At 64.6% G+C, this 20,821-nt stretch carries 19 protein-coding genes and 1 pseudogene; 6 read left to right on the top strand and 14 right to left on the bottom strand.

Features of this window, described 5'->3' with window-relative positions; all coding sequences use genetic code 11:
• Positions 1–4: 4 nt before the first annotated feature.
• Genes AWB72_RS02410 through AWB72_RS02400 form a run of 3 tightly spaced genes read right to left on the bottom strand, consistent with a single transcriptional unit; the run spans position 5 to position 1,990 of the window.
• On the bottom strand, positions 5–637 hold the full coding sequence (locus AWB72_RS02410; RefSeq protein ID WP_040053056.1) for a LysE/ArgO family amino acid transporter: 633 nt from the start codon (positions 635–637) through the stop codon (positions 5–7).
• Positions 634–1,278, bottom strand: a complete 645-nt coding sequence (gene maiA, locus AWB72_RS02405; RefSeq protein ID WP_040053057.1) for a maleylacetoacetate isomerase — start codon at positions 1,276–1,278, stop codon at positions 634–636. Before maiA ends, AWB72_RS02410 begins: the two co-directional genes overlap by 4 nt.
• A 13-nt stretch (positions 1,279–1,291) precedes the next feature.
• Positions 1,292–1,990, bottom strand: coding sequence for a fumarylacetoacetate hydrolase family protein (locus tag AWB72_RS02400; RefSeq protein ID WP_040053058.1), 699 nt, complete (start codon positions 1,988–1,990; stop codon positions 1,292–1,294).
• 376 nt (positions 1,991–2,366) lie between these two features.
• Between AWB72_RS02400 and ybiB the strand changes: the two genes are divergently transcribed.
• Positions 2,367–3,338 (top strand): DNA-binding protein YbiB, encoded by a 972-nt coding sequence (gene ybiB / locus AWB72_RS02390; protein ID WP_096030982.1) that lies wholly within the window; start codon positions 2,367–2,369, stop codon positions 3,336–3,338.
• 443 nt (positions 3,339–3,781) lie between these two features.
• Positions 3,782–5,434, top strand: a complete 1,653-nt coding sequence (gene leuA, locus AWB72_RS02385) for a 2-isopropylmalate synthase (protein ID WP_040053061.1) — start codon at positions 3,782–3,784, stop codon at positions 5,432–5,434.
• 21 nt (positions 5,435–5,455) lie between these two features.
• Here leuA and AWB72_RS02380 read toward each other — a convergent pair whose 3' ends face one another.
• Together AWB72_RS02380 and AWB72_RS02375 are read right to left on the bottom strand one after the other, a co-directional pair.
• The gene (locus tag AWB72_RS02380) at positions 5,456–5,839 is read right to left on the bottom strand and encodes a nuclear transport factor 2 family protein (protein ID WP_040053062.1); all 384 of its coding nucleotides are present in this window, start codon (positions 5,837–5,839) and stop codon (positions 5,456–5,458) included.
• Between the two features lie 45 nt (positions 5,840–5,884).
• On the bottom strand, positions 5,885–6,451 hold the full coding sequence (locus AWB72_RS02375; protein ID WP_040053063.1) for an acyloxyacyl hydrolase: 567 nt from the start codon (positions 6,449–6,451) through the stop codon (positions 5,885–5,887).
• A gap of 355 nt (positions 6,452–6,806) precedes the next feature.
• Here AWB72_RS02375 and rpoH point away from each other — a divergent pair, with 355 nt between their 5' ends.
• On the top strand, positions 6,807–7,742 hold the full coding sequence (gene rpoH / locus AWB72_RS02370) for an RNA polymerase sigma factor RpoH (protein ID WP_040053258.1): 936 nt from the start codon (positions 6,807–6,809) through the stop codon (positions 7,740–7,742).
• Positions 7,743–7,889: 147 nt separating this feature from the next.
• On the opposite strand, the gene nagE is transcribed toward rpoH, so the two are convergent.
• From nagE to nagA, 4 genes are all read right to left on the bottom strand, one after another.
• On the bottom strand, positions 7,890–9,686 hold the full coding sequence (nagE, locus tag AWB72_RS02365; protein WP_040053064.1) for an N-acetylglucosamine-specific PTS transporter subunit IIBC: 1,797 nt from the start codon (positions 9,684–9,686) through the stop codon (positions 7,890–7,892).
• A gap of 63 nt (positions 9,687–9,749) precedes the next feature.
• The gene (gene ptsP, locus AWB72_RS02360) at positions 9,750–12,338 is read right to left on the bottom strand and encodes a phosphoenolpyruvate--protein phosphotransferase (RefSeq protein WP_040053065.1); all 2,589 of its coding nucleotides are present in this window, start codon (positions 12,336–12,338) and stop codon (positions 9,750–9,752) included.
• A 12-nt stretch (positions 12,339–12,350) separates the two neighbouring features.
• Positions 12,351–13,358, bottom strand: a complete 1,008-nt coding sequence (locus tag AWB72_RS02355) for an SIS domain-containing protein (RefSeq protein ID WP_040053066.1) — start codon at positions 13,356–13,358, stop codon at positions 12,351–12,353.
• Positions 13,348–14,454, bottom strand: a complete 1,107-nt coding sequence (gene nagA / locus AWB72_RS02350; RefSeq protein WP_040053067.1) for an N-acetylglucosamine-6-phosphate deacetylase — start codon at positions 14,452–14,454, stop codon at positions 13,348–13,350. The genes AWB72_RS02355 and nagA overlap by 11 nt, the downstream gene beginning before the upstream one ends.
• A gap of 701 nt (positions 14,455–15,155) precedes the next feature.
• On the opposite strand from nagA, the pseudogene AWB72_RS29295 reads away from it, so the two are divergent.
• Both AWB72_RS29295 and AWB72_RS02345 read left to right on the top strand, forming a co-directional pair.
• Positions 15,156–15,395, top strand: a pseudogene (locus AWB72_RS29295) (MarR family transcriptional regulator); the annotation flags it as partial.
• A 51-nt stretch (positions 15,396–15,446) separates the two neighbouring features.
• The gene (locus AWB72_RS02345) at positions 15,447–16,082 is read left to right on the top strand and encodes a GNAT family N-acetyltransferase (protein ID WP_244285530.1); all 636 of its coding nucleotides are present in this window, start codon (positions 15,447–15,449) and stop codon (positions 16,080–16,082) included.
• An 84-nt stretch (positions 16,083–16,166) separates the two neighbouring features.
• On the opposite strand, the gene AWB72_RS02340 is transcribed toward AWB72_RS02345, so the two are convergent.
• Positions 16,167–16,979 carry a MetQ/NlpA family ABC transporter substrate-binding protein gene (locus tag AWB72_RS02340; protein WP_040053069.1) on the bottom strand — a complete coding sequence of 271 codons (813 nt, stop codon included), beginning with the start codon at positions 16,977–16,979 and terminating at the stop codon, positions 16,167–16,169.
• A 191-nt stretch (positions 16,980–17,170) separates the two neighbouring features.
• On the opposite strand from AWB72_RS02340, the gene AWB72_RS02335 reads away from it, so the two are divergent.
• A complete protein-coding gene (locus AWB72_RS02335) occupies positions 17,171–17,467 on the top strand; it encodes a YciI family protein (protein ID WP_040053070.1) in 297 nt (98 codons plus the stop codon).
• A 47-nt stretch (positions 17,468–17,514) separates the two neighbouring features.
• Here AWB72_RS02335 and AWB72_RS02330 read toward each other — a convergent pair whose 3' ends face one another.
• The 4 genes from AWB72_RS02330 to AWB72_RS02315 are packed head-to-tail and all read right to left on the bottom strand — an operon-like array spanning position 17,515 to position 20,804.
• Positions 17,515–18,102 carry an SCO family protein gene (locus AWB72_RS02330; RefSeq protein ID WP_040053071.1) on the bottom strand — a complete coding sequence of 196 codons (588 nt, stop codon included), beginning with the start codon at positions 18,100–18,102 and terminating at the stop codon, positions 17,515–17,517.
• Entirely contained in the window at positions 18,099–19,004 is a 906-nt protein-coding gene (gene cyoE, locus AWB72_RS02325; RefSeq protein WP_040053072.1) for a heme o synthase, read from the bottom strand. Before cyoE ends, AWB72_RS02330 begins: the two co-directional genes overlap by 4 nt.
• Before the next feature lie 12 nt (positions 19,005–19,016).
• Positions 19,017–20,129: a COX15/CtaA family protein gene (locus AWB72_RS02320; RefSeq protein WP_040053073.1), complete on the bottom strand. Its 1,113-nt coding sequence runs from the start codon at positions 20,127–20,129 to the stop codon at positions 19,017–19,019.
• A gap of 21 nt (positions 20,130–20,150) precedes the next feature.
• Entirely contained in the window at positions 20,151–20,804 is a 654-nt protein-coding gene (locus AWB72_RS02315) for an SCO family protein (RefSeq protein ID WP_040053074.1), read from the bottom strand.
• Positions 20,805–20,821: the final 17 nt, after the last annotated feature.

Here is a 20,821-nt window from a genome sequence, read left to right as displayed (position 1 = left end):
TTTTTTATCGCGAGAACACCAGCGCCGCCGCGATCCACCACATCACGCAGCCCACGATCACATCCAGCACCCGCCACGACACGTCCTTCCGGAACCACGGTTCCAGAAAGCGCGCGCCGAAGCCGAGCGCGGTGAACCAGACGATCGACGAACACATCGCGCCCGCCGCGAACCACGCGTTGCCCGGCCAGCCGCGTTGCGCGCCGATACCGCCGAGCAGCACCACCGTATCGAGATAAACGTGCGGATTCAGCAGCGACAGCGCCAGCACCGTCGACGCCGCGCTGAGCGCCGTTTGCGAATCGCCGTTGGACGCATCGAGGTGGCCCGGACCGCGCCATGCCGCGAGAAACGCGCGCAAGCCGTAGAGGAACACGAACGCCGCGCCGGCCCAGCGGATCACTTCGAGCAGAAACGGCGCACGCGCGATCAGCGCGCCCATGCCGCCGACGCCGAACGCGATCAGCATGACGTCGATGAACGCGCAGATCGTCACGACGATGCCCACGTGCCGCCGCTTCAACCCTTGCCGCAACACGAACGCGTTCTGCGCGCCGATCGCCATGATGAGGCTCGCCCCGAGCCCCGCGCCCGACAGGTAACTCGGGAGCGCTCCAGCCGCCACTGCCGCCGTCATTCGGCGTCGGGCTGCTGCGCCGGGGCAGCACGCTGGAAGGCGTCGATCTGATTCGCGTTGTCGGCAATGCGCTCGATCGTCGGATACGGCGACAGGTCGATGTCGAACCGCCGCGCGTTGAACACCTGCGGCACGATGCACAGATCGGCGATGGTCGGCGTATCGCCGAAAGTCAGCGCGCCGACGCGACGATCGCCCGCAAGCCGCTTTTCGAGCGATGCGAAGCCCGTCTCGATCCAGTGCCGATACCACGCGTCCTTCGCTTCATCGGGCACTTTCAACTGATGCTTCAGGTACTTGAGCACGCGCAGATTGTCGACGGGATGGATTTCGCACGCGACTGCCAACGCGACCGAGCGCACGAACGCGCGATCCGACGGATTGCGTGGCAGCAGCGGCGGCTCCGGATGCGTCTCCTCGAGATACTCGATGATCGCGAGCGATTGCGTCAGCACGTCGTCGCCGTCGACGAGCGTTGGCACGATGCCATCTGGATTCAGCGTCCGATATTCCGGCTTGAGTTGCTGGCCGCCGTCGCGCAGCAGATGCACGCCGGCGTATTCGTAGCCGAGTCCCTTTAGATTCAACGCGATACGCACGCGATACGCCGCCGAACTGCGAAAGTAGCTGTAGAGCTTCATCGTCGATCCGGCCTCACACCAGGCGCACGGAGAATTCGCCGATGCCGTCCACGCCGCCCTTCATGAGATCGCCCTTCACGACCGCGCCGACGCCTTCGGGCGTGCCGGTGAAGATGAGGTCGCCGGGGAAGAGTTCGAAGAGCGTCGACAGATACGCTACCGTCTCGCCCACGGACCAGATCAGTTGCGAGATATCGGAGCGCTGCTTCTCTTCACCGTTGACCGTCAGCCAGATCGCGCTCTTTTCCAGATGCCCGACCTTCGATACCGGATGAATCGGCCCGATCGGCGCGGAGTGATCGAAGCCCTTCGCGGTATCCCACGGGCGGCCGAGCTTCTTCGCTTCGGCTTGTAGATCGCGGCGCGTCATGTCGAGGCCGAGCGCGTAGCCGTACACGTAGTCGAGCGCCTTGTCGGCGGGAATGTCCTTGCCTTGCTTGCCGATGGCCGCGACAAGCTCCATCTCGAAGTGCAGGTTCTTCGTCTGCGACGGATACGGCATTTCGCCGGTGGCACCCGGTGCGACGTAGAGAACGGCATCGGCGGGCTTGCTGAAGAAGAACGGCGGCTCGCGATCCGGATCGTGGCCCATTTCGCGCGCGTGCGCTTCGTAGTTGCGTCCGACGCAGTAGATTCGGCGCACGGCAAACTGCTGGTCCGAACCGGCAACCGGCACCGCCGCAGCGGGCGCCGGGGGAAACACGTAGCTCATCCTGATCTCCTGTCGGGAAAGCGCGCGCGATGCCCTGCGCCGCCTTCCGTCACGCAACGAAGTTGCTGTTATTCGATTGCCGGCTCGCGATAAAAGCAGCCGGCGCGAAGAGCGAGTGTAACGCGCGCGGGCGTTTCGTGGCGGGCCTTGCGCGGCGGGACTTCGCGAGCTTCCGCGCGGCTTACGGCGATCCTTCGGGACGGCGCGCGCCACAGCTCGCCACACGATTCGCCACACGAATTGCGCGCCGTCGAAACGGCCGCCGAGTCTTGCAAGCGGCATTTAGATGCGATACTGAGTGTCCTTTCCGGACTCTCAACCTAGCGACGCGACGCTCACGACCTCGGAACTGAACGCCCGTTTGCGCATGCTTCCGATGAACGATACCCCAGCCCCTCCCTTCGCCTGCGCGCGCTACATCAAGGAAATCGGTCGCGGGCCGAACGGCGCCCGCGCGCTGTCCCGCGACGATACCTACGCGCTGTACGAAGCCATGCTCGATGGCCGCGTCTCCGATCTCGAACTCGGCGCGGTGCTGCTCGCGTATCGCGTGAAGGGCGAGACCGCCGCCGAGCTTGCCGCGATGCTCTCGGCCGCGCATCGATCGTTCGAGCCACTGCACGTGCAGGAAGGCCGCGATCACGCGCGCCCCGTATCGATTCCGAGCTACAACGGCGCGCGCAAGCAGCCGAACCTGACGCCGCTGCTCGCGCTCCTGCTCGCGCGCGAAGGCGTGCCGGTGCTGGTGCACGGCGTCGTCGACGATCCGGGCCGCGTGACGAGCGCCGCGATCTTCGCCGAGCTGGGCATTCCGCACGCGGCATCGCCGGATGAAATCGAGGACAGCCTCGCATCGCGCCGGCTCGCTTTTGCGCCGATCACATCGCTTGCGCCGAAGCTCGCGCGCCTGCTCGCGCTTCGCCGGATCATGGGCGTGCGCAATTCGACGCATACGCTCGTCAAGATCCTGCAGCCGTTCGCGGAGCCGGGCTTGCGGCTCGTGAACTACACGCATCCGGAATATCGCGACAGCCTGACCGACCTCTTCACCGATCATCCCGATGCCGCGCAAGGCGGCGCGCTGCTTGCCCGCGGCACGGAAGGCGAAGCGGTGGCCGACACGCGCCGTCAGGTTCAGGTCGACTGGTTCCACGACGGCCACGTCGAGACGCTCGTCGCGCCCGAGCGTTCGCAGGCGGATGCGCCCGCTATCGAGCTGCCCGAATCGCTCGATGCCGCGACGACCGCGCGCTGGATCGAAGACGTGATGCGCGGCGACGTTCCGGTGCCGCCGGCGGTCGGGCGTCAGGTGGAAGTGATCGCGGATGTCGTGCGCAGGCCGGTCTGAAACTCCGAAAAAACGAAGCACCCGTTTGACACGTTCTTCTGCGCTGGTTTAAAGTGGCCCAATGCGCTTCACCCAGCTCTCCTCCCTCCGAATTATTTCGGGCCGCCTAGCGCGGCCCCTATCGCTACGTCTAGCGTAAGTCGCCAGACGTAGCGCCGTGCGTCGCCAGGCGCGCGGTCCTGCCAGCCGTTCCCGCAGTTCCTTTCCTTACCACTTGTAGTCGTCAGCTTTTCGTTCGCACATCCCGCGAATCGAAAACGCGAGGGTCAAATGCACGCTGCTTCGCGCACGTTCACATTGGTCACAGGCGTCACCGTCGCCGGTGCGCAATGGGATCGTGCGCGCGGCGTTGCGATGCGTGCATCGCGCCGCAGCCGGCCAGCCGCCGGCCACGGAGCCTCTCGCAGGCGCTACGCAGACTGTTCCAAGAGAGATCGACGATCATGATGCCGAACCCCGCCGAGAAATACCGCCCGTTCCCGCAAGTCCGTCTGCAGGGCCGCCGCTGGCCGAATCGCACGATCGAGAAAGCGCCCATCTGGATGAGCACCGATCTGCGCGACGGCAACCAGTCGCTGATCGAGCCGATGAGCATCGCCGCGAAGCTCGAATTCTTCGAGATGCTGGTGGCGACGGGTTTCAAGGAGATCGAGGTGGGGTTTCCGTCGGCGTCGCAGACGGATTTCGATTTCGTGCGCAAGCTGATCGACGAGAAGCGCATTCCCGACGACGTGACCATCGAAGTGCTCGTGCAATCGCGCCGCGAATTGATCGAGCGCACGTTCGAGGCCGTGGAAGGCGCGAGCCGGGTCATCGTGCATCTCTACAACGCGATCGCGCCATCGTTCCGGCGCATCGTGTTCAATCAGTCGAAGGAAGAAGTGAAGGCGCTGGCGGTGGAAGGCACGCGCATCATCAAGGAATGCGCGGCGGCGCGGCCCGAGACGCACTGGATCTATCAGTACTCGCCCGAGACGTTCAGCATGACGGAGCTGTCGTTCGCGCGCGAGGTCTGCGATGCCGTCGCGCAAACGTGGCGTCCTACGCGCGATCACAAGATGATCGTGAATCTGCCGGCGACCGTCGAAGCCGCGACGCCCAACGTGTTCGCCGATCAGATCGAATGGATGGACCGCAACATGGGTTATCGCGATTGCATCGTGCTGTCGGTGCATCCGCATAACGATCGCGGCACGGCGGTCGCCGCAGCGGAGCTTGCGCTGCTCGCGGGCGCCGACCGCGTGGAAGGCTGTCTCTTCGGCAACGGCGAGCGCACGGGCAACGTCGATCTCGTCACGCTCGCGCTCAATCTTTACACGCAGGGCATCGATCCGGGCCTCGATTTCTCCGACATCGACGCGGTGCGCCGCGTCGTCGAGCGATGCAATCAGTTGCCGGTGCATCCGCGCCATCCGTATGCGGGCGATCTCGTTTTCACGGCGTTTTCGGGCTCGCATCAGGACGCGATCCGCAAGGGCTTCGCGCAGCGCACGCCCGGCGCGGTGTGGGGCATCCCGTATTTGCCGATCGATCCCGCCGATCTCGGCCGCAGCTACGACGCCGTGATTCGCGTGAACAGCCAGTCGGGCAAGGGCGGCGCGACCTATCTGCTCGAGCGCGGGTTGGGCTTCACGCCGCCGCGCCGCGTGCAGATCGAATTCAGTCACGCGGTGCAGGCGCTCGCCGACGCATCCGGCGAGGAAATCAGCGGCGAAGCGATCTGCGCGCTCTTCAAACGCGAGTACTTCGATGCGGGCGGCGCGGTGTCGCGGGTGGACGCATCGACGATAGTGGTTTCGGGCAGACATATTGCGATGCCGCCCGCGTCCGCCGCCGCGAGCGAGGAACATTACGCGCAGGCGGTCGCGTCGAGTTTCGGCGTGGAAGCGAGCGTGAACTGGTTTGAATCGACGGTGACGGCAAGCGGCGATACGGCGGTGTTCGTCGGCTGCCGCGTCGCCGATGAACCGACGCGCTTCGGCGTCGCGGTTCACGCGAATCCGGCGCTCGCGGTCGTCGATGCGGTCGTGAGCGCGGTGAACCGATCGAAGCGGATCGTGGCGGATGTGCGGCACGACGAGCCGGTCGAGGCGTGACCGGCGCGGCGTGCGTGGCGGCTATTCGAGCGCCACGCGCGTCGCCTGGAGCGCGAGCATCAGCCATTGGCCGTCCGTCTGGACGTGAATGGCGGTGTAAGCCACCGGAAACAGCAGCGCGCCGTTCTTGGACTCCATTTCGATCAGCGCGCGCCCCGACACGAGGCAACTGTCGCGGCCGGCGGCGACGACATCCTGCGACTGAATCTCGATCTGGCGATAACGGCGGCGGCCGGCGGTGATCGCGTCGATGAACTGACGTTTCGTCTCGCGCTTGCCGTTGGTGTGCACGTAGCTGGCGTTCTCGGCCAGCAACGCTTCGAGCGCCGCGCCATCGCCTTCGACCATGGCTCGAAAGCGATCGCGCTCGAGGCCGCGGATGACCTCAATGGTTTTTGCGGGCATCTGTCGAATCCCCTTGTGCCAAGGAACCGATGCGCCGGCGCCTCGTCAGAAGTTGTATTGCAGATATAGCTGGCTGAAATTTATACCAGGATTCGGCTCTTTGATACCGGCGTTCGACAGATGCTGAAAGCGAAAGCCCGCCTGATAGTTCTGTTTCGCGCCGAAGATCGCGCCGACGCCGACCATGTCGGCAAACTGGAACGCCGTCGACACCGTGAAGTTTTCCGTGATGCGCGTATGCGAAAGCAGCCGCACGCCGACGCCCGCTTCGATGAACGGCCGGATGTAGCCCGAACTTTTGACGAAGCGCACGACCGGCGTCAAGCCGAATTCCCAGATGTTCGGATTCACGGCGTGGTCTTCCGTCGAGTGCCAGTAAGAGACGTGGCCTTCGCCGAGCAGCGTGAAGTGGAACCCGCCGATTTCCCACCAGGTCAGGTTCGGATCCCAGACGACGCCGAGATCCGCCTTCTTGATATCGCGGTCCGCCACGCCGCCCGCGATCTGCAAGCCGAAGCGGTCAGCGTGCGCGGCCGCCGAAACAACACCGAGCGAAAGCGCGAGCGCGCCGTTGGACAACAAACTGCGCCAGCCACCTTTGCTTTTCTGCATGAGCGCCCCATATGAGGGTTGAGTTCCACAGCCGCGAAGCGGGATCGGCAGATTGTATGTGGATTGCCACATATTTGCACAATCCCTGATTGCAGGCCCATTTATTTGAACAATTCTCAGCTGAGCCGCATAAATGCGGTAATTAGTTAGATATCAACGCTGACATCGGTAACATTGACGCTCTCCTCCGGCGCTGCCCGCCTATTGACCTCACGAACTCGATAGTTTCGTGGGAACTCTCACACTTGTCCGCCCTCTAACACTTAGCACTCATTGAAGCGGAGTGCTAATATCGTGTCTGACTTGCCGCCGCCGTCGTGGCTGCGGACAAATCGTTGATAAGGAGCTTATGAGCGTGACCAATGCGATGACCCTTCCGAATGTAGTGGGCTCGGCGCCTGCCAAGGCATCTTCGGCAGGCGCGCTGACGTACGCACAGTCGTCGATGCTGACCGGCCAGATCGGCAACATCGATTCATACATACAAGCAGTGAACCGCATTCCAATGCTGTCGCCGGCAGAGGAACGTCAGTACGCCACCGAATTTCGCGAGCACGGCAACCTCAACGCGGCGCGGCAACTGGTGCTTTCGCACCTGCGTCTCGTCGTGTCGATCGCCCGGAACTATCTGGGCTATGGTCTGCCGCACGCGGATTTGATCCAGGAAGGCAATATCGGTCTGATGAAGGCCGTGAAGCGCTTCGACCCCGAGCAAAACGTGCGCCTCGTGTCGTACGCCATGCACTGGATCAAGGCCGAGATTCACGAGTACATCCTGCGCAACTGGCGCATGGTGAAGGTCGCCACGACCAAGGCGCAGCGCAAGCTGTTCTTCAACCTGCGCAGCCACAAGACCGGCCACGCCGCGTTCACCCCGGACGAGATCGAAGGTCTCGCGAGCGAGTTGAACGTGAAGCGCGAGGAAGTCGCGGAGATGGAAACGCGTCTGTCGGGCGGCGACATCGCGCTCGAAGGCCAGGTCGACGACGGTGAGGAAGCGTTCGCGCCCATCGCCTATCTGGCGGATTCGCACAACGAGCCGACGAACGTCATCGCCTCGCGCCAGTTCGACAAGCTGCAAAGCGACGGCCTTTCGACCGCGCTGGAGTCGCTGGACGAGCGTAGCCGCCGCATCATCAAGGCTCGCTGGCTGGACGTGCAGGACGACGGATCGGGCGGCAAGACGCTGCACGAACTGGCCGACGAGTTCGGCGTGTCGGCGGAGCGTATTCGCCAGATCGAGGCGAGCGCGATGAAGAAGATGCGCTCGGCGCTGCACGACTACGCGTAACGTTGCGTTAAGGCTGTAGCGGAACGTTGAAGCCCGCTGTCTTTTGACAGCGGGCTTTTGTTTTTGCGGCGGTTGATCGCTGATCGTCCTCGCAAAAAAAACGGCGCTCCGAGCAGGAGCGCCGCTTCTCTCAGCAACCGGTTGGCATCAAGCCGGCATCGGTGCGGTCCCGCCGCCGTTGCCCGACAGCCGCGCCGCCATTTGCGTGGCGTAACGCTGCGCCGCTGCGCCGACGACGATATGGAACGTATCCGCCGACACCCACGCGACATCCAGTTGCGACAAACGCTGACGATCCACCGCCGACGGATCGCGCACCACCACGCGCAGGCGCGTCTGCGCGACGGCATCGAGCGAAACGACGTTGGTCGCGCCGCCGAACACCGCGATCCAGCGCAGCGGATCCGGATCGAGCGGGCCGGCCGTCTGATCCGCCACGCTTGCGGCGCCGGCTGCACCGGCGGCGACCACAGGCTGCGCCGGCGCCGACGAAGCCGGCGTCGCACCGCGCGTCGACGAATGTTCGAGTTCGCCGCGAATTTCGTCCGCGATCAGGTCCGCTTCCGGCCCGATGATCACCTGCACGCTGGTCTTGCCGCGCTTCAGCACGCCACGCGCGCCGATGTTCTTCAACTGCGGTTCCGACACGGCTTCCGCATCCAACACCGAAAGACGCAGGCGCGTCGTGCAGGCATCGACGAGCGACAGGTTCGACGCGCCGCCCAGCGCCGCGATGTACTTCGCGGCGCGCGTGTTCGCCGCAGCCGGCACCGCTGCACCCGGAGCGAAACCGCCGACCGGCGTTGCGTCGGTTTGAGCGTCGGTCGTGGCGGGCTCGCGGCCCGGCGTCGCCATGTTGAACTTGCGGATGAAGAAGCGGAACAGGCCGTAATACACGATGCCGTACACGAGGCCGAGCGGAATCGCCATCCAGCCGCGCTGCGACAGGCCGTAGTTCAGCACATAGTCGATCGCGCCCGCCGAGAACGTGAAGCCCAGGTGGATGCCGAGCGCCGAGCAGATCGCGAGCGACAGGCCCGTCAGCACCGCGTGGATGCCGTACAGCACCGGCGCGAGGAACATGAAGCTGTATTCGATCGGCTCGGTCACGCCCGTCAGGAACGCGGTGAGCGCCATCGAGAACAGCAGGCCGCCGACGACCGCGCGGCGCTCCTTCGGCGCTTCGTGGAACATCGCGAGACACGCGGCCGGCAGACCGAACATCATGATCGGGAAGAAGCCGGTCATGAAGCCGCCCGCGGTTTTATCGCCCGCAAAGAAACGATGCAGGTCGCCGTGCACCACCGCGCCGCCATCGGGCGGGGTGAACGAGCCGAACACGAACCACGCGAGCGAGTTGATGATGTGATGCAGACCCGTGACGAGCAGGATGCGGTTCAGCACGCCGAACACGAAGGTGCCGAGCGCGCCGGCCGTCGTGAGCCAGTTGCCGGCCGTATCGATGCCAAACTGCACCGGTTGCCACACGTAGCCGAACGCGATGCCGAGGAACAGACACGCGACGCCCGTGACGATCGGCACGAAGCGCTTGCCGCCGAAGAACGCCAGGTACTCGGGCAGCTTGATGTCCTTGAAGCGGTTGTACATGTAGCCCGCTACCATCCCCGCGATGATGCCGGACAGCACGCCCATGTTGAGCTTGTCGTTGATGTCCTTCATCACGGCCGTTTCGATCAGATAACCGATCGCGCCGGCGAGGCCCGCCGTGCCGTTGTTGTCCTTCGCGAAGCCCACCGCCACGCCAATGGCGAACAGAAGCGGCAGATTCGAGAAAATCGCGTCGCCGGCGTCGGCGATCATCTTGATGTTGAAGACATCGGGCTGGCCTAGCCGCAACAGCAGGCCGGCCACCGGTAACACGGCAATCGGCAGCATCAGGGCGCGGCCTAGGCGCTGCATCTTTGCAAACGGGTTGGCGTCCATCGGGTTCTCCAAAAATATAGGTCTTGTCGTTACTGCGTGAAGTTTTTGCTGCGGTTGAGTACGTTAGTCCTGCGGCCAGATTTCGCGGCTCGCCGCCCTGACCGCCTGCGCCGATTCGAGCGCGAGCACGTCTTCCGCGCGCTGACGGCAAAGCTGGTAATCGAGATTGCGCACGCGCGCCTTGATGCCCGGCACCGCGGACGGATCGACCGACAATTCCGTCACGCCCAGGCCGACGAGCAGCGGCACCGCGAGCGGATCGCCGCCGAGCGCGCCGCACACGCCGACCCACTTGCCGTGCTTCTCCGCGCCCTGCACCGCCGCCTTGATGAGCCGCAGCACCGCCGGATGCAGGCCGTCGGACTGCGCGGCGAGATCGGGCTGGCAGCGGTCCATTGCGAGCGTGTATTGCGTGAGATCGTTGGTGCCGATCGAGAAAAAGTCCGCGTACTTCGCGAGCTGGTCCGCGAGCATCGCCGCCGACGGCACTTCGATCATCACGCCCACTTCGACCGGGTCCGTGCGGCCCGCTTCGCGCGCCAGTTCGTCGATCCGTGCGCGCAGGCGCTGCAGTTCGCCGGCGTCCGTGACCATCGGCAGGAGAATGCGCACCGCGCCCGCCGGCTTCACGGCGATAAGGCCGCGCAACTGGTCGTCGAGCAGATCCGGACGCACCTGCGCGAGACGGATGCCGCGCAGGCCGAGCGCGGGATTTTCTTCCGGCGGCAGCGTCAGATAGTCCACTTCCTTGTCCGCGCCCACATCCAGCGTGCGGATGATGGCCGAGCGGCCTGCCAGCGCATCGACGATGTCCTGATAGCTCGACGCGTGCTCCGCGACCGTCGGCGCCGCCTGACGATGGATGAACAGCAGTTCCGTGCGCAGCAAGCCGACCGCGTCCGCGCCGTTTTCGACGGCGGCCTTGGCGTCGTCGAGCGTCGCGATATTCGCGGCGATTTCGATGTGACGCCCATCGCGCGTCGATGCCGCCTGCTGCGACATCTTGCGATTCGCCTCACGCACGCCCGCGAGCCGGTCGCGCTCATGACGCGCGCGTTCGACATCGAGCGCGGTCGGCGCATGTTCGAGCCGGCCCTCCGACGCATCCACGACCACTTGCGTGTCTTCGGGAATGGCGTGGAGCGCATCGCCGATCGCGACGAGCGCCGGAATGCCCATCTGCCGCGCGATGATCGCCGCGTGCGACGTCGCGCCGCCGCGCGCCATCACGAGCGCGGTGACGCGCGTCCGGTCGATGGACGACAGATCGGACGGCGTGAATTCGGTGGCCGCGAGCACGGCCTCGTCGGGCAGCGCGCGCGCCGCCGTGTTCGTGAGCCCGAGCGCGCGCAGCACGCGTTTTTCGATATCGCGCAGATCGGCGGCGCGTTCGGCGAGCAGCGCGTCGTGCACGTTGTTGAGCAACGCGATCTGCGCGCGAATCGACTCGCGCCACGCGAAGCCCGCGCTCTTGCCGAGGCTGATGAGATCGCGCGCCGCATCGACGAGCGTCGGGTCTTCCAGCAGCACGCGATGCACCGCGAAAATGCCCGCTTCGCCGACCGCCCCACGTTGCGACGCGGTTCGCACGGTTTCCTGCAATTCGGTGTCGACTTGCGCGATCGCGCGATCGAGCGCGCGGCTTTCAGCCGCCGAAGGCCCGCTCGCCTTTTCTTCCGGCACGATTTCCTGGTCGTCCCAGCGCACGAGCTTGCCGACCGCGATGCCCGGCGCAGCACACACGCCCGCGAGCGTGTTCGGCGGCAGCGGCTGCGCGGACGGGCGCGCCACGGCAACCGGCGCCGGCGATTTCACGCGCGCCGGCGTCTCTTCGACTTCGCCTTGCGCGGCGCGCAGCAATTCGGTGGCGACGGCATCGACGGCTTCCTGCGCCTGCCCGCCCATGCCGACCAGTTCGATCGTCGCGCCTTCGCCCGCGCCCAGACCGAGCAAGCCGACGACGCTTTCCACCGCCGCCTTGCGGCCTTCGTAGCGCACTTCGACCTTCGCGTCGAGACCGCGCGCCGCTTCGCGCGCCCGCGCCGCCGGACGCGCATGCAAGCCGCCCGCGTGCGCCAGCGTGACGCTGCGGCGCGCTTCGTTGATGACGTTCGACGACGACCGCGCCGCCTGCGCCGCCGCGCCGTCCTTCGCACGCAGCACGAGCAACCGCGCGCCCGCGTTCAGCACGCCGCGCCCGGCGCGCTCGACGACATCGAACGCATCGCCGTTGGCGACCGCGATCACCGAGACGAGGCTCGGCGCGTGGCGCGCGACGAAATCGGCGTCGAATTCGATCAGCGGCTGACCGGCGCGCACCGTCGCGCCCTGCTCGACCTTCGGCGTGAAGCCCTTGCCGCCGAGTTCGACCGTATCGATACCGATATGCACGAGAATTTCCGCGCCCTGCGCCGTGCGCAGCGTGACCGCGTGATGCGTGCGCGCGAGATGCGTGACCGTGCCGTCGCAAGGCGAAACGAGCACGTTGTCGAGCGGATCGATGCCGATGCCGTCGCCGAACATGCCTTCGGCGAACACGGGATCGGGCACGTCGGCGAGCGCAACGACGGGACCGGTGAACGGAGCGAGCAGCACGACGTCGCTCGGGTTATCGGTGGAATGATTCAGCAGAGACTGCTCGGCACGGCGCATCGTCTTTCTCACTCAGTGGGTTTCGGTGACCTTGTTCAGGTGGCGCGGCGCGTCGGGATTGCGCCCGCGCGCGGCGGCCAGACCCGCGGCCATCACGTAGAACGAAAGGATCGCGGCGATCGGATCGAGCGCCGGGTGGTCGGTGGCGACGAGCGGCAACTCGGCCTCGGGCACGTCGTCCGGTGCGGCGAGCAGCACGCGAGCGCCCCGCGCGCGCATGTCGGCGGCAAGCTGGATCAGACCCGCCTGCTCCGGTCCGCGCGGCGCGAAGACGAGCAGCGGATAGTCGCGGTCGATGATTTCCATCGGGCCATGACGCACTTCCGCGCTCGAAAACGCTTCGGCCTGAATGCCCGACGTTTCCTTCAGCTTCAGCGCCGCTTCCTGCGCGATGGCGAGCCCGAGCCCGCGTCCGATCACGATCATGCGATCGACGCTCTTCAGTTCATCGACGGCGCGCGTCCAGTCGAGCTTGCCTGCGGCGCGCAGCGCATCCGGCAGCGATTTCAGCGCGTTGAGCAATTCGACGTCGCGCTGAACGTGAGCGATCACGATGGCCGACAGCGAAAGCATCGCGATATAGCTTTTCGTGGCCGCGACGGAAAGCTCGGGTCCGGCGAGCAGCGGCAAGTACCATTCGCACGCGGTTTCCAGCGGCGAGCCCGGCACGTTGACGGCCGCGACGGTGAACGCGCCGGCGTCGCGCAGCGCCTGCATGGTGCCGACGAGATCGGGACTCTTGCCCGACTGCGAAAACGCGACCGCGAGCTGGCCCGACACGCGCAGCGGCGCTTGCTGCAGCGTGGCGACGGACATGGGCAGCGACGCGACCGGCACGCCGATGCGGCTCATCGTCAGGCTTGCGAAATAACTGGCGGCATGGTCCGAGCTGCCGCGAGCGACGGTCAACGCGACATGACGCGGCTGCTCCGCGAGCTTTACGGCGAGCGCTTCGATGCGCGAGGTATCGGCGAGCTGGGCCGCGACGACATCCGCGGATTCCAGCGCCTCATTGAGCATATTCGACAAGCGATTCTCCTTCGACATACGTGGCGGTCAGCGCGAAGTCCCGGTCGAGCACGACGAGATCGGCCCATGCGCCACGCGCGATGCGGCCGCGGTCTTCGAGCCCGAGATAGTCGGCGGGATAGCGCGACAAGCGGTTGGAAACGTCCGCGAGCGGAATGCCCAGCGAGACGAGATTGCGCAGCGCCTGATCCATGGTCAGCGTGCTGCCGGCGAGCGTGCCGTCCGCGAGACGCACGCCGCCCATGCACTTGGTGACGTGCTGGCTGCCGAGGCGATATTCGCCGTCCGGCATGCCCGCCGCCGAAGTACTGTCGGTGACGACGTACAGACGCGGGATTGCGCGCATCGCGGCGCGGATCGCGCCGGGGTGAACGTGCAGCAGGTCGGGAATCAGTTCGGCGTACTCCGCATGCGCGAGCGCCGCGCCGACCATGCCGGGATCGCGATGATGCAGCGGCGACATCGCGTTAAAGAGATGCGTGAAGCCGCGCGCGCCGTGCTTGAGCGCGTTGACGGCGTCGTCATACGTGCCGAGCGAATGGCCCAGTTGCACGCGCACGCCGCGCGCGGCCATTTCGGCGATGACTTCCAGATGGCCGGAGATTTCCGGCGCGATGGTGACGACGCGGATCGGCGCGAGCGCGAGGAACTTCAGCACTTCGTCGCGCACCGCGACGGCGGCTGCGTCCGGCTGCGCGCCGAGTTTGCCCGGATTGATGTACGGACCTTCGAGATGCACGCCGAGCACGCGCGCGCCGTTCGCCGCGCGGCGCTTCGCCGTTTCGCCGAGGCCCGCGACGACGTCCATCAGTTCGTCGCGCGGCGCGGTCATCGTGGTGGCGAGCAGGCTCGTGGTGCCGTGTTTCGCATGCTCGCGGGCGACGGTATCGGCTGCGTCGCCGCCTTCCATGATGTCGCGGCCACCGCCGCCGTGCACGTGAAGGTCGATGAAGCCCGGAAGGATAAAGGGCGCGTCATTGGTCGACGGATCGGCGATATGGCCTTCGAGCGCCGTCACGCGGCCGTTCTCGACATGCACGGAGCCGTGGATCCATCCGTCGGTCGTCAGTATGTTTCCTTTCAGCATGAAGTTCTCTGGAAGTACGCAATGCGTGATGAGGTTCCGGGCCGTCCGCGCCCTGCTGCGAGCAGGCTGTCCCGCGCGATGACTCGATGCGCGCGATCCGTGCGGACGGCTTCTCTTGGTCCTCTTGTTGTCTTCGTTGCTCTCTTCGGATAGTGCAGGTTGCGCGATGCAAGGCTCGACGCGGCCCGGCGATGCAGTTGTGCGACGAGTGTCGGTCGTCGTTCAGGCATTAGGCGAACACAGGCGAACACAGCGGCAACCGTCCATAAGCACCGGCCCGCGGTACGTCCGAGGCGAGGGTGATGCCGCTTACAGATAAAACGTTGCGACGCTTTCAGCAAGGGCGTTGAATCGTAAATTTGCATGCACGAACAGCCCTTCGTTGCTTCGAAGTGGAGCCCATTATATAACCAACATAATACCAGTCAATGCTTGCCGCCCGGCGCATTCCGAACCATAAATATTGCTTTGAATCAATAAGTTACAGATTGTTTAGCGAGTGCCTTCGCAACACGCTGACCATTGGGACTTACCCGCATCGCACACCAGTGACATCCAATTGGTCTGGTCCCTTGTCAAGCCACCTAAAATCGGGCAATTTCGTATTCGCACGATCGTGCTTTCTTTGGCACAATGGGAACATTAGTTCGGAATCGCAACTAATTAATTAAAAACCAGATTTTCTGAGAGAGCAAAGGCAGATGGGCTGTTTTGATCCGAGTCGGGCTGTTGAAGCCGTCAGGCGCTTCAACCGGTTTTACGCGCGTCATGCGGGCGCGTTCCATGAGCGGCTCCACAAGAGCCATTTTTCGCTGACGGAAGTCCGTATTCTTCATGAGCTCGCGCACGATCGCGCGCAGACCGCCGCCGATCTGTCGCGCAATCTCGGGCTCGATACCGGCTATCTCAGCCGGCTCATCACGAAGTTCCAGAAGCTGGGGCTGGTGGTGCGGCGCAAGAACGAATCGGACGGGCGAGCGCATCTGCTCACCATGACGTCCGAGGCCAAAGCCAAGGTCGACGAGCTGGATCTCCACGTGTCGTCGGAAACGGCATCGCTGTTGAATCGGCTGGCGCCGGGCGAGATCGAGCAACTGTCGTCGGCCATGGCGGACATCGAGCGCCTGCTGTCGCCCACGGCCAGCGACCTCTCCACGCGGCTGCGCAGCCCGCGTTGCGGCGACTTCGGCTGGAGGATCGAGCGGCACGCCCTGCTCGACGCGAGCGAGGAGCCGAGCCTCTCCAACGAGACGCACGCGGCTACCGTCATCGCCCGGTTTCTCAGCGCCATGCAGATGAACACGCCGCGCATCGCGTGCTGGGTGGCCGAGCAGGAAGGCGCCGCGCGTGTCGGTGCGGCGCTGCTGAACGCGGCATCCGAAAATCAGGCGCGAATCGAATTGCTGTTCGTGGAGCCGGGCGCGCGGCGGCGCGGTCTGGGCGAGCGACTCGTCGCCGCATGCGCGAATTTCGCGCAGGGTGCGGGTTATGAGAGCGTTGCCTGCCGGCTCGACGACGCCCGCGAAGATCTGTGCGCCCTCTTCATGCGAACCGGGTTCAAGCTCCGGCAAGACGACGAAACAGGCGTCGTCTGGGAGCGGGAGTTGCGGCGCATCTACGCGGACTGATGGCGCGACAACGTCATGGTCATCAACGAAAACGGCGTCCCGAAGGACGCCGTTGCGTGAACCAATCAAGCTATACGCCCGCTCTTAGAACGAAGGCACGACCGAGCCCTTGAATTCGCTCTTCAGGAACTGACGCACGTCGTCGGACTGATACGCGGCGACCAGCTTCTTCACCCACGGCTGATCCTTGTCCTTCGCGCGCACGGCGATCAGGTTCGCGTACGGGCTGTGCACGTCTTCGAGCGCGATCGCATCCTTGGTCGGCTGCAGGCCGGCGGCAAGCGCGAAGTTCGTGTTGATCGCGGCGGCATCGACATCGGCGAGCGTGCGGGGCAATTGCGCTGCGTCGAGTTCCACGAGCTTGATCTTCTTCGGATTGTCGGCAACGTCGAGCGGCGTCGCGTTGTTGCCGTTCGTGCCCGCGCCGGCCTTCAGCTTGATGACGCCTTGCGATTGCAGCAACAGAAGCGCGCGATTCTCGTTGGACGGATCGTTCGGTACTGCGACCTTCGCGCCTTGCGGCAGATCCTTGAGCGACTTGAGCTTCTTCGAATACACGCCGAGCGGCGAAATGTACGTCAGACCCGCGTTGACGATCTTGTAGCCGCGCTGCTTGATCTGGCTGTCGAGATACGGCTGATGCTGGAAGCTGTTGGCGTCGAGATCGCCGGCGTCGAGTGCGGCATTTGGCTGCACGTAGTCGTTGAATTCGATCACTTTCACGTTCAGCCCTTCGCGCTTGGCGACCTTCTGCACGACTTGCCAGATTTGCGCGTCGGGACCGCTGATCGTGCCGACCTTGATGACCTTGTCGTCGGCTTGGGCCGAGAAGCTCGCGACGAACGCGCCGGACGCCACGACGGCGGCCAAGGCTTTAAGCATGTTTCTGCGCTGCATGGTGTTCCTGTTTCAGATGCGTTGACTGCGGGATTGCCTTGATACCGGCTTAGCGACCGACCAATGGGCGCGCGGCCGAATCGGGATCTTCGCACAGCTTTGGTGCGGTCGGAAATACGGTTTCCTTATGTGAATATCCCTGGCGGCGCGGCTTAGAATCGCGACATGCGAACTTCATTGGGGCCGTTCACATGTACGTGATCAACCTGCGTTACACCGGCGCGCTCGCCGAGATCGACGATGCACTGGAGCAGCATCGCATGTTCCTCGAACGTTACTTCGCGGCGGGCGTATTCGTGATGGCGGGCCCGAAGGTGCCGCGCGACGGCGGCGTGATTATCGCGTCGGGCATCGATCGCGACCGGCTCGACGCTATCCTCGCCGAGGACCCGTTCGCGCGTGAGCAGCTCGCGCATTACGACATCACCGAGTTCAAGGCGACGCGTCTCGCGCCGGGGCTTCAACTGCCGGAGCCATCCGCGACGTAAAAAAAGCGGCCCAAGGGCCGCTTCGTTGTGCTTGCCGATCAGTCGAATCAGTCGGTCAGCAGCTTCAGATCGTGCACCCACGGCTCGACGCCCTGCCCGTCTCGAGCGAAAAGCCGCAGCTTGCCGTCCTTGTCGAACACGTAGCTCGCGGCGGTATGGTCCATCGTGTAGTCTGCCGGCGTCTTGCCCGCGGCCTTCGCGTAGTACACGCGAAAATCCTTGGCGACCTTCTGGAGCTGCGCGTCGTCGGGACGAAGCGCAATGTACGACGGGTTGAACGCCTTCACATACTGGCCGAGCAAGTCCGGCGTGTCGCGCGCGGGATCGACGGTGACCATCAGCACTTGCACGTCCTTCGACTTGTCGCCGAGTTGCTGCATGGCCTGCGAAAGCTCGGCGAGCGTCGTCGGGCAAACGTCCGGGCAATGCGTGTAGCCGAAGAACAGCACGACCGCCTTGCCTTTGAAGTCGGCGAGCGTGCGGGTCTTGCCCGTCGTATCCGGCAACGAGAAGTCGCTGCCGAACTGCTTGTTGCCGGTGATATCCAGATTCTTGAAATCGGGCGCCTTGTCGCACGCGCACAGCAGCACCGCGCACGCGAACAACGCGAGGAAGCGTCGAACCGCCGCCATCATGCGCCGATCACCGTGCGAACGTAGTGATCGACCAGCAGCGCGGCGAACAGCAGCGACAAATAGACGATGGAATAGCGGAAGGCGCTGCGTGCAAGCGCGTCCGAATACGTGCGATACAGCTTCCACGCGTAGCCGAGAAACACGGCGCCGAGCGCGATGGCGCTCACGAGATAAACGACGCCGCTCATGCCCGAGATGAATGGCATCAGCGTGACGGCGAACAGCACGATGGTGTATAGGAAAATGTTCAGCAGCGTGTACTTCTCGCCGTGAGTCACGGGAAGCATCGGCAGGCCGGCGTTTTCGTAGTCCTTGCGTCGATACAGCGCGAGCGCCCAGAAATGCGGCGGCGTCCATACGAAGATGATCAGCACGAGAATCCACGCGTCGCCGGGCACCGCGCCCGTCACGGCGGCCCAGCCGAGCGCCGGCGGCATGGCGCCGGAAGCGCCGCCGATCACGATGTTCTGCGGCGTGTACGGTTTAAGCAGCAGCGTATAGATGACCGCGTAGCCGACGAAAGTCGCAACGGTGAGCCACATCGTCAGCGGATTGGTGAACTTGTACAGCGTCCACATGCCGATGCCGCCCAGCACCGCCGAGAAGATGAGAATTTGCGTGCTGGTGATCTGCCCGCGCGCCGACGGACGCCACGCGGTGCGACGCATCTTCGCATCGACTTTCTGCTCGACGAGACAGTTGATGGCGAACGCCGCGCCGGCCAGCAGCCAGATGCCTACCGCGCCGCCGATCAGTTTCGTCCACGGCACCATGCCGGGCGTTGAAAGGAACATGCCGATGACCGCGCAGAACACGGCCAGTTGCGTGACGCGCGGCTTGGTCAACGCGATGTATTGCGAGACGCGGCTGCCGAGGGGGGAATTGAGTGTGGTGCTATCCATGTGCATGGGCCATCACGCTGAAACGACGTCGCGTGCAGGGAGCACGGCGCGGCCGGGACGGCTGGAAGAGATTCGAAAGTTTAGCATGACGAGCAGCAGCAACAGGATCGCCGCCCCGCCGTTGTGCGCGACCGCGATAGGCAGCGGCCATTGCAGCACGATGTTCGACATGCCCGTCAAAAACTGAATGACGATGACCGCGAGCACGCCGTTCGCCGGCTTGCGCAGCGACTCGAAGCGACGCAGTTTCGCGGCCAGCCACAGCAGATACAACACGACGACAACCGCGAACGTGCGATGCGTCCAGTGGATCGCGACGAGCGCGTCCTGCGAAATCACGTCGCCGTCGCCCGTCATGCCGAGTGCGCGCCACAGGTGAAAGCCGTGCTCGAAGTTCATCGGCGGAATCCATTGGCCATTGCAAAGGGGAAAGTCCGTGCAGGCCAGTACAGCATAGTTCGTGCTCACCCAGCCGCCGAGCGCGATCTGCACCGCGAGCAGCGCCAGCCCGAACATCGCGGCGGGCATCCAGCGCGCGGCGGCGGAATCCAGCGATGGGATCGGCGTCATGCGCGCCGCGAGCCAGCCGAGCGTGCCCAGGAGCGCAAGTCCGAGTAAAAGATGCGTCGTGACGATCACCGGTTGCAGCTTGAGCGTGACGGTCCACGCGCCGAACGCGCCCTGCAGGCAGATCAGCAACAGAATGCCGGTCGGCCACCACGGCGAAACGTGCAACGGACGCCGCTTGATACGCGCCGTCCACGCGATGACGACCTGCGCGATGATCAACACGCCGATCGCCATTGCGAAATAGCGGTGCAACATCTCGATCCACGCCTTGACCATGCTCACGGGGCCGGTCGGCATGGCCTGATACGCGGCAGAAATCTGCGCATGCGCGATGAACGGCGACGACGTGCCGTAGCAGCCCGGCCAGTCAGGACAGCCGAGGCCGGAATCGGTCAGGCGCGTGAAGCCGCCGAACATGATGAGATCGAGCGTCAGGAATGTGCTGAGCCAGACGAGCTTTCTGAACTTGTCGTCGTCGGCCTTCACCCAGACATAGGAAAGCGGCAGCAGCGCAATGCACAGGCCGATCATCCCCAGTTGCAATACATAACTCATGTTTCACCTTCAACCCGCGTTTTAGCCGATCCGCGACCACTTCAAGAGCTTCGCCAGATCCGCGTTGATCTTCTTCGGATCGGGATTTTTCGGGAAGCGCATCATCAGATTGCCGTTCGGATCGACGAGAAAGATGTGATCCGTGAGTTTCGTGCCGTCCGCGACCGGCAGCCAGTCCGCGACGGCGCGCGGATCGGCGATCAGCATGCGCGTGTCCGGTTGCGGATACGCGGTCTCGATGACATCGGAGACGGGCTTGTCATCGGTGCGCAGCCAGACGTTGACTACGCGGTCGCGCTCGGCCGACTGCAGCACGCGCACCTGTCGCATGTAGTAGAGGCGCGTCACGCATTGTTCGTCGCAATCGCTGCCGTTGACGGTGATCATGAGCCACTTGCCTTCCAGCGACTTGAGCGGAAGCGTCTGCCCTTTCTCGTCCGTGACGACGAGTTGCGACGGAATGGGCCGCTGCGGGTCGATCAGCGCGCCATAGCTCGACGTGCCGCCCGCCGGCTTGAACACGTAATACATGAGATACGACGCGATGACCGGCGCCGCGCACACGAGCGCGAGCAGCACGAGCATCCAGCGGCCGTTGGTCCATGAACCTTTCGAGGGCGTGCGTTGGCGCGTAGGCGGTTTGCCGGCGGCGGTCGTGGGGCGTTGAGAAGGCATCGGTTAATGTCAGATTG

Source organism: Caballeronia concitans (assembly GCF_001544615.1).
GTDB lineage: Bacteria > Pseudomonadota > Gammaproteobacteria > Burkholderiales > Burkholderiaceae > Caballeronia > Caballeronia concitans.
This window is presented reverse-complemented; position numbering and strand designations above follow the sequence as displayed.

What these genes read in the sequence shown, in the direction of transcription:
- AWB72_RS02410 (WP_040053056.1), bottom strand. Translation starts at nt 637, where the DNA reads ATGACGGCGGCAGTGGCGGCTGGAGCGCTCCCGAGTTACCTGTCGGGC.
- maiA (WP_040053057.1), bottom strand. Translation starts at nt 1,278, where the DNA reads ATGAAGCTCTACAGCTACTTTCGCAGTTCGGCGGCGTATCGCGTGCGT.
- AWB72_RS02400 (WP_040053058.1), bottom strand. Translation starts at nt 1,990, where the DNA reads ATGAGCTACGTGTTTCCCCCGGCGCCCGCTGCGGCGGTGCCGGTTGCC.
- ybiB (WP_096030982.1), top strand. Translation starts at nt 2,367, where the DNA reads ATGAACGATACCCCAGCCCCTCCCTTCGCCTGCGCGCGCTACATCAAG.
- leuA (WP_040053061.1), top strand. Translation starts at nt 3,782, where the DNA reads ATGATGCCGAACCCCGCCGAGAAATACCGCCCGTTCCCGCAAGTCCGT.
- AWB72_RS02380 (WP_040053062.1), bottom strand. Translation starts at nt 5,839, where the DNA reads ATGCCCGCAAAAACCATTGAGGTCATCCGCGGCCTCGAGCGCGATCGC.
- AWB72_RS02375 (WP_040053063.1), bottom strand. Translation starts at nt 6,451, where the DNA reads ATGCAGAAAAGCAAAGGTGGCTGGCGCAGTTTGTTGTCCAACGGCGCG.
- nagE (WP_040053064.1), bottom strand. Translation starts at nt 9,686, where the DNA reads ATGGACGCCAACCCGTTTGCAAAGATGCAGCGCCTAGGCCGCGCCCTG.
- ptsP (WP_040053065.1), bottom strand. Translation starts at nt 12,338, where the DNA reads ATGCGCCGTGCCGAGCAGTCTCTGCTGAATCATTCCACCGATAACCCG.
- AWB72_RS02355 (WP_040053066.1), bottom strand. Translation starts at nt 13,358, where the DNA reads ATGCTCAATGAGGCGCTGGAATCCGCGGATGTCGTCGCGGCCCAGCTC.
- nagA (WP_040053067.1), bottom strand. Translation starts at nt 14,454, where the DNA reads ATGCTGAAAGGAAACATACTGACGACCGACGGATGGATCCACGGCTCC.
- AWB72_RS02345 (WP_244285530.1), top strand. Translation starts at nt 15,447, where the DNA reads ATGACGTCCGAGGCCAAAGCCAAGGTCGACGAGCTGGATCTCCACGTG.
- AWB72_RS02340 (WP_040053069.1), bottom strand. Translation starts at nt 16,979, where the DNA reads ATGCAGCGCAGAAACATGCTTAAAGCCTTGGCCGCCGTCGTGGCGTCC.
- AWB72_RS02335 (WP_040053070.1), top strand. Translation starts at nt 17,171, where the DNA reads ATGTACGTGATCAACCTGCGTTACACCGGCGCGCTCGCCGAGATCGAC.
- AWB72_RS02330 (WP_040053071.1), bottom strand. Translation starts at nt 18,102, where the DNA reads ATGATGGCGGCGGTTCGACGCTTCCTCGCGTTGTTCGCGTGCGCGGTG.
- cyoE (WP_040053072.1), bottom strand. Translation starts at nt 19,004, where the DNA reads ATGGATAGCACCACACTCAATTCCCCCCTCGGCAGCCGCGTCTCGCAA.
- AWB72_RS02320 (WP_040053073.1), bottom strand. Translation starts at nt 20,129, where the DNA reads ATGAGTTATGTATTGCAACTGGGGATGATCGGCCTGTGCATTGCGCTG.
- AWB72_RS02315 (WP_040053074.1), bottom strand. Translation starts at nt 20,804, where the DNA reads ATGCCTTCTCAACGCCCCACGACCGCCGCCGGCAAACCGCCTACGCGC.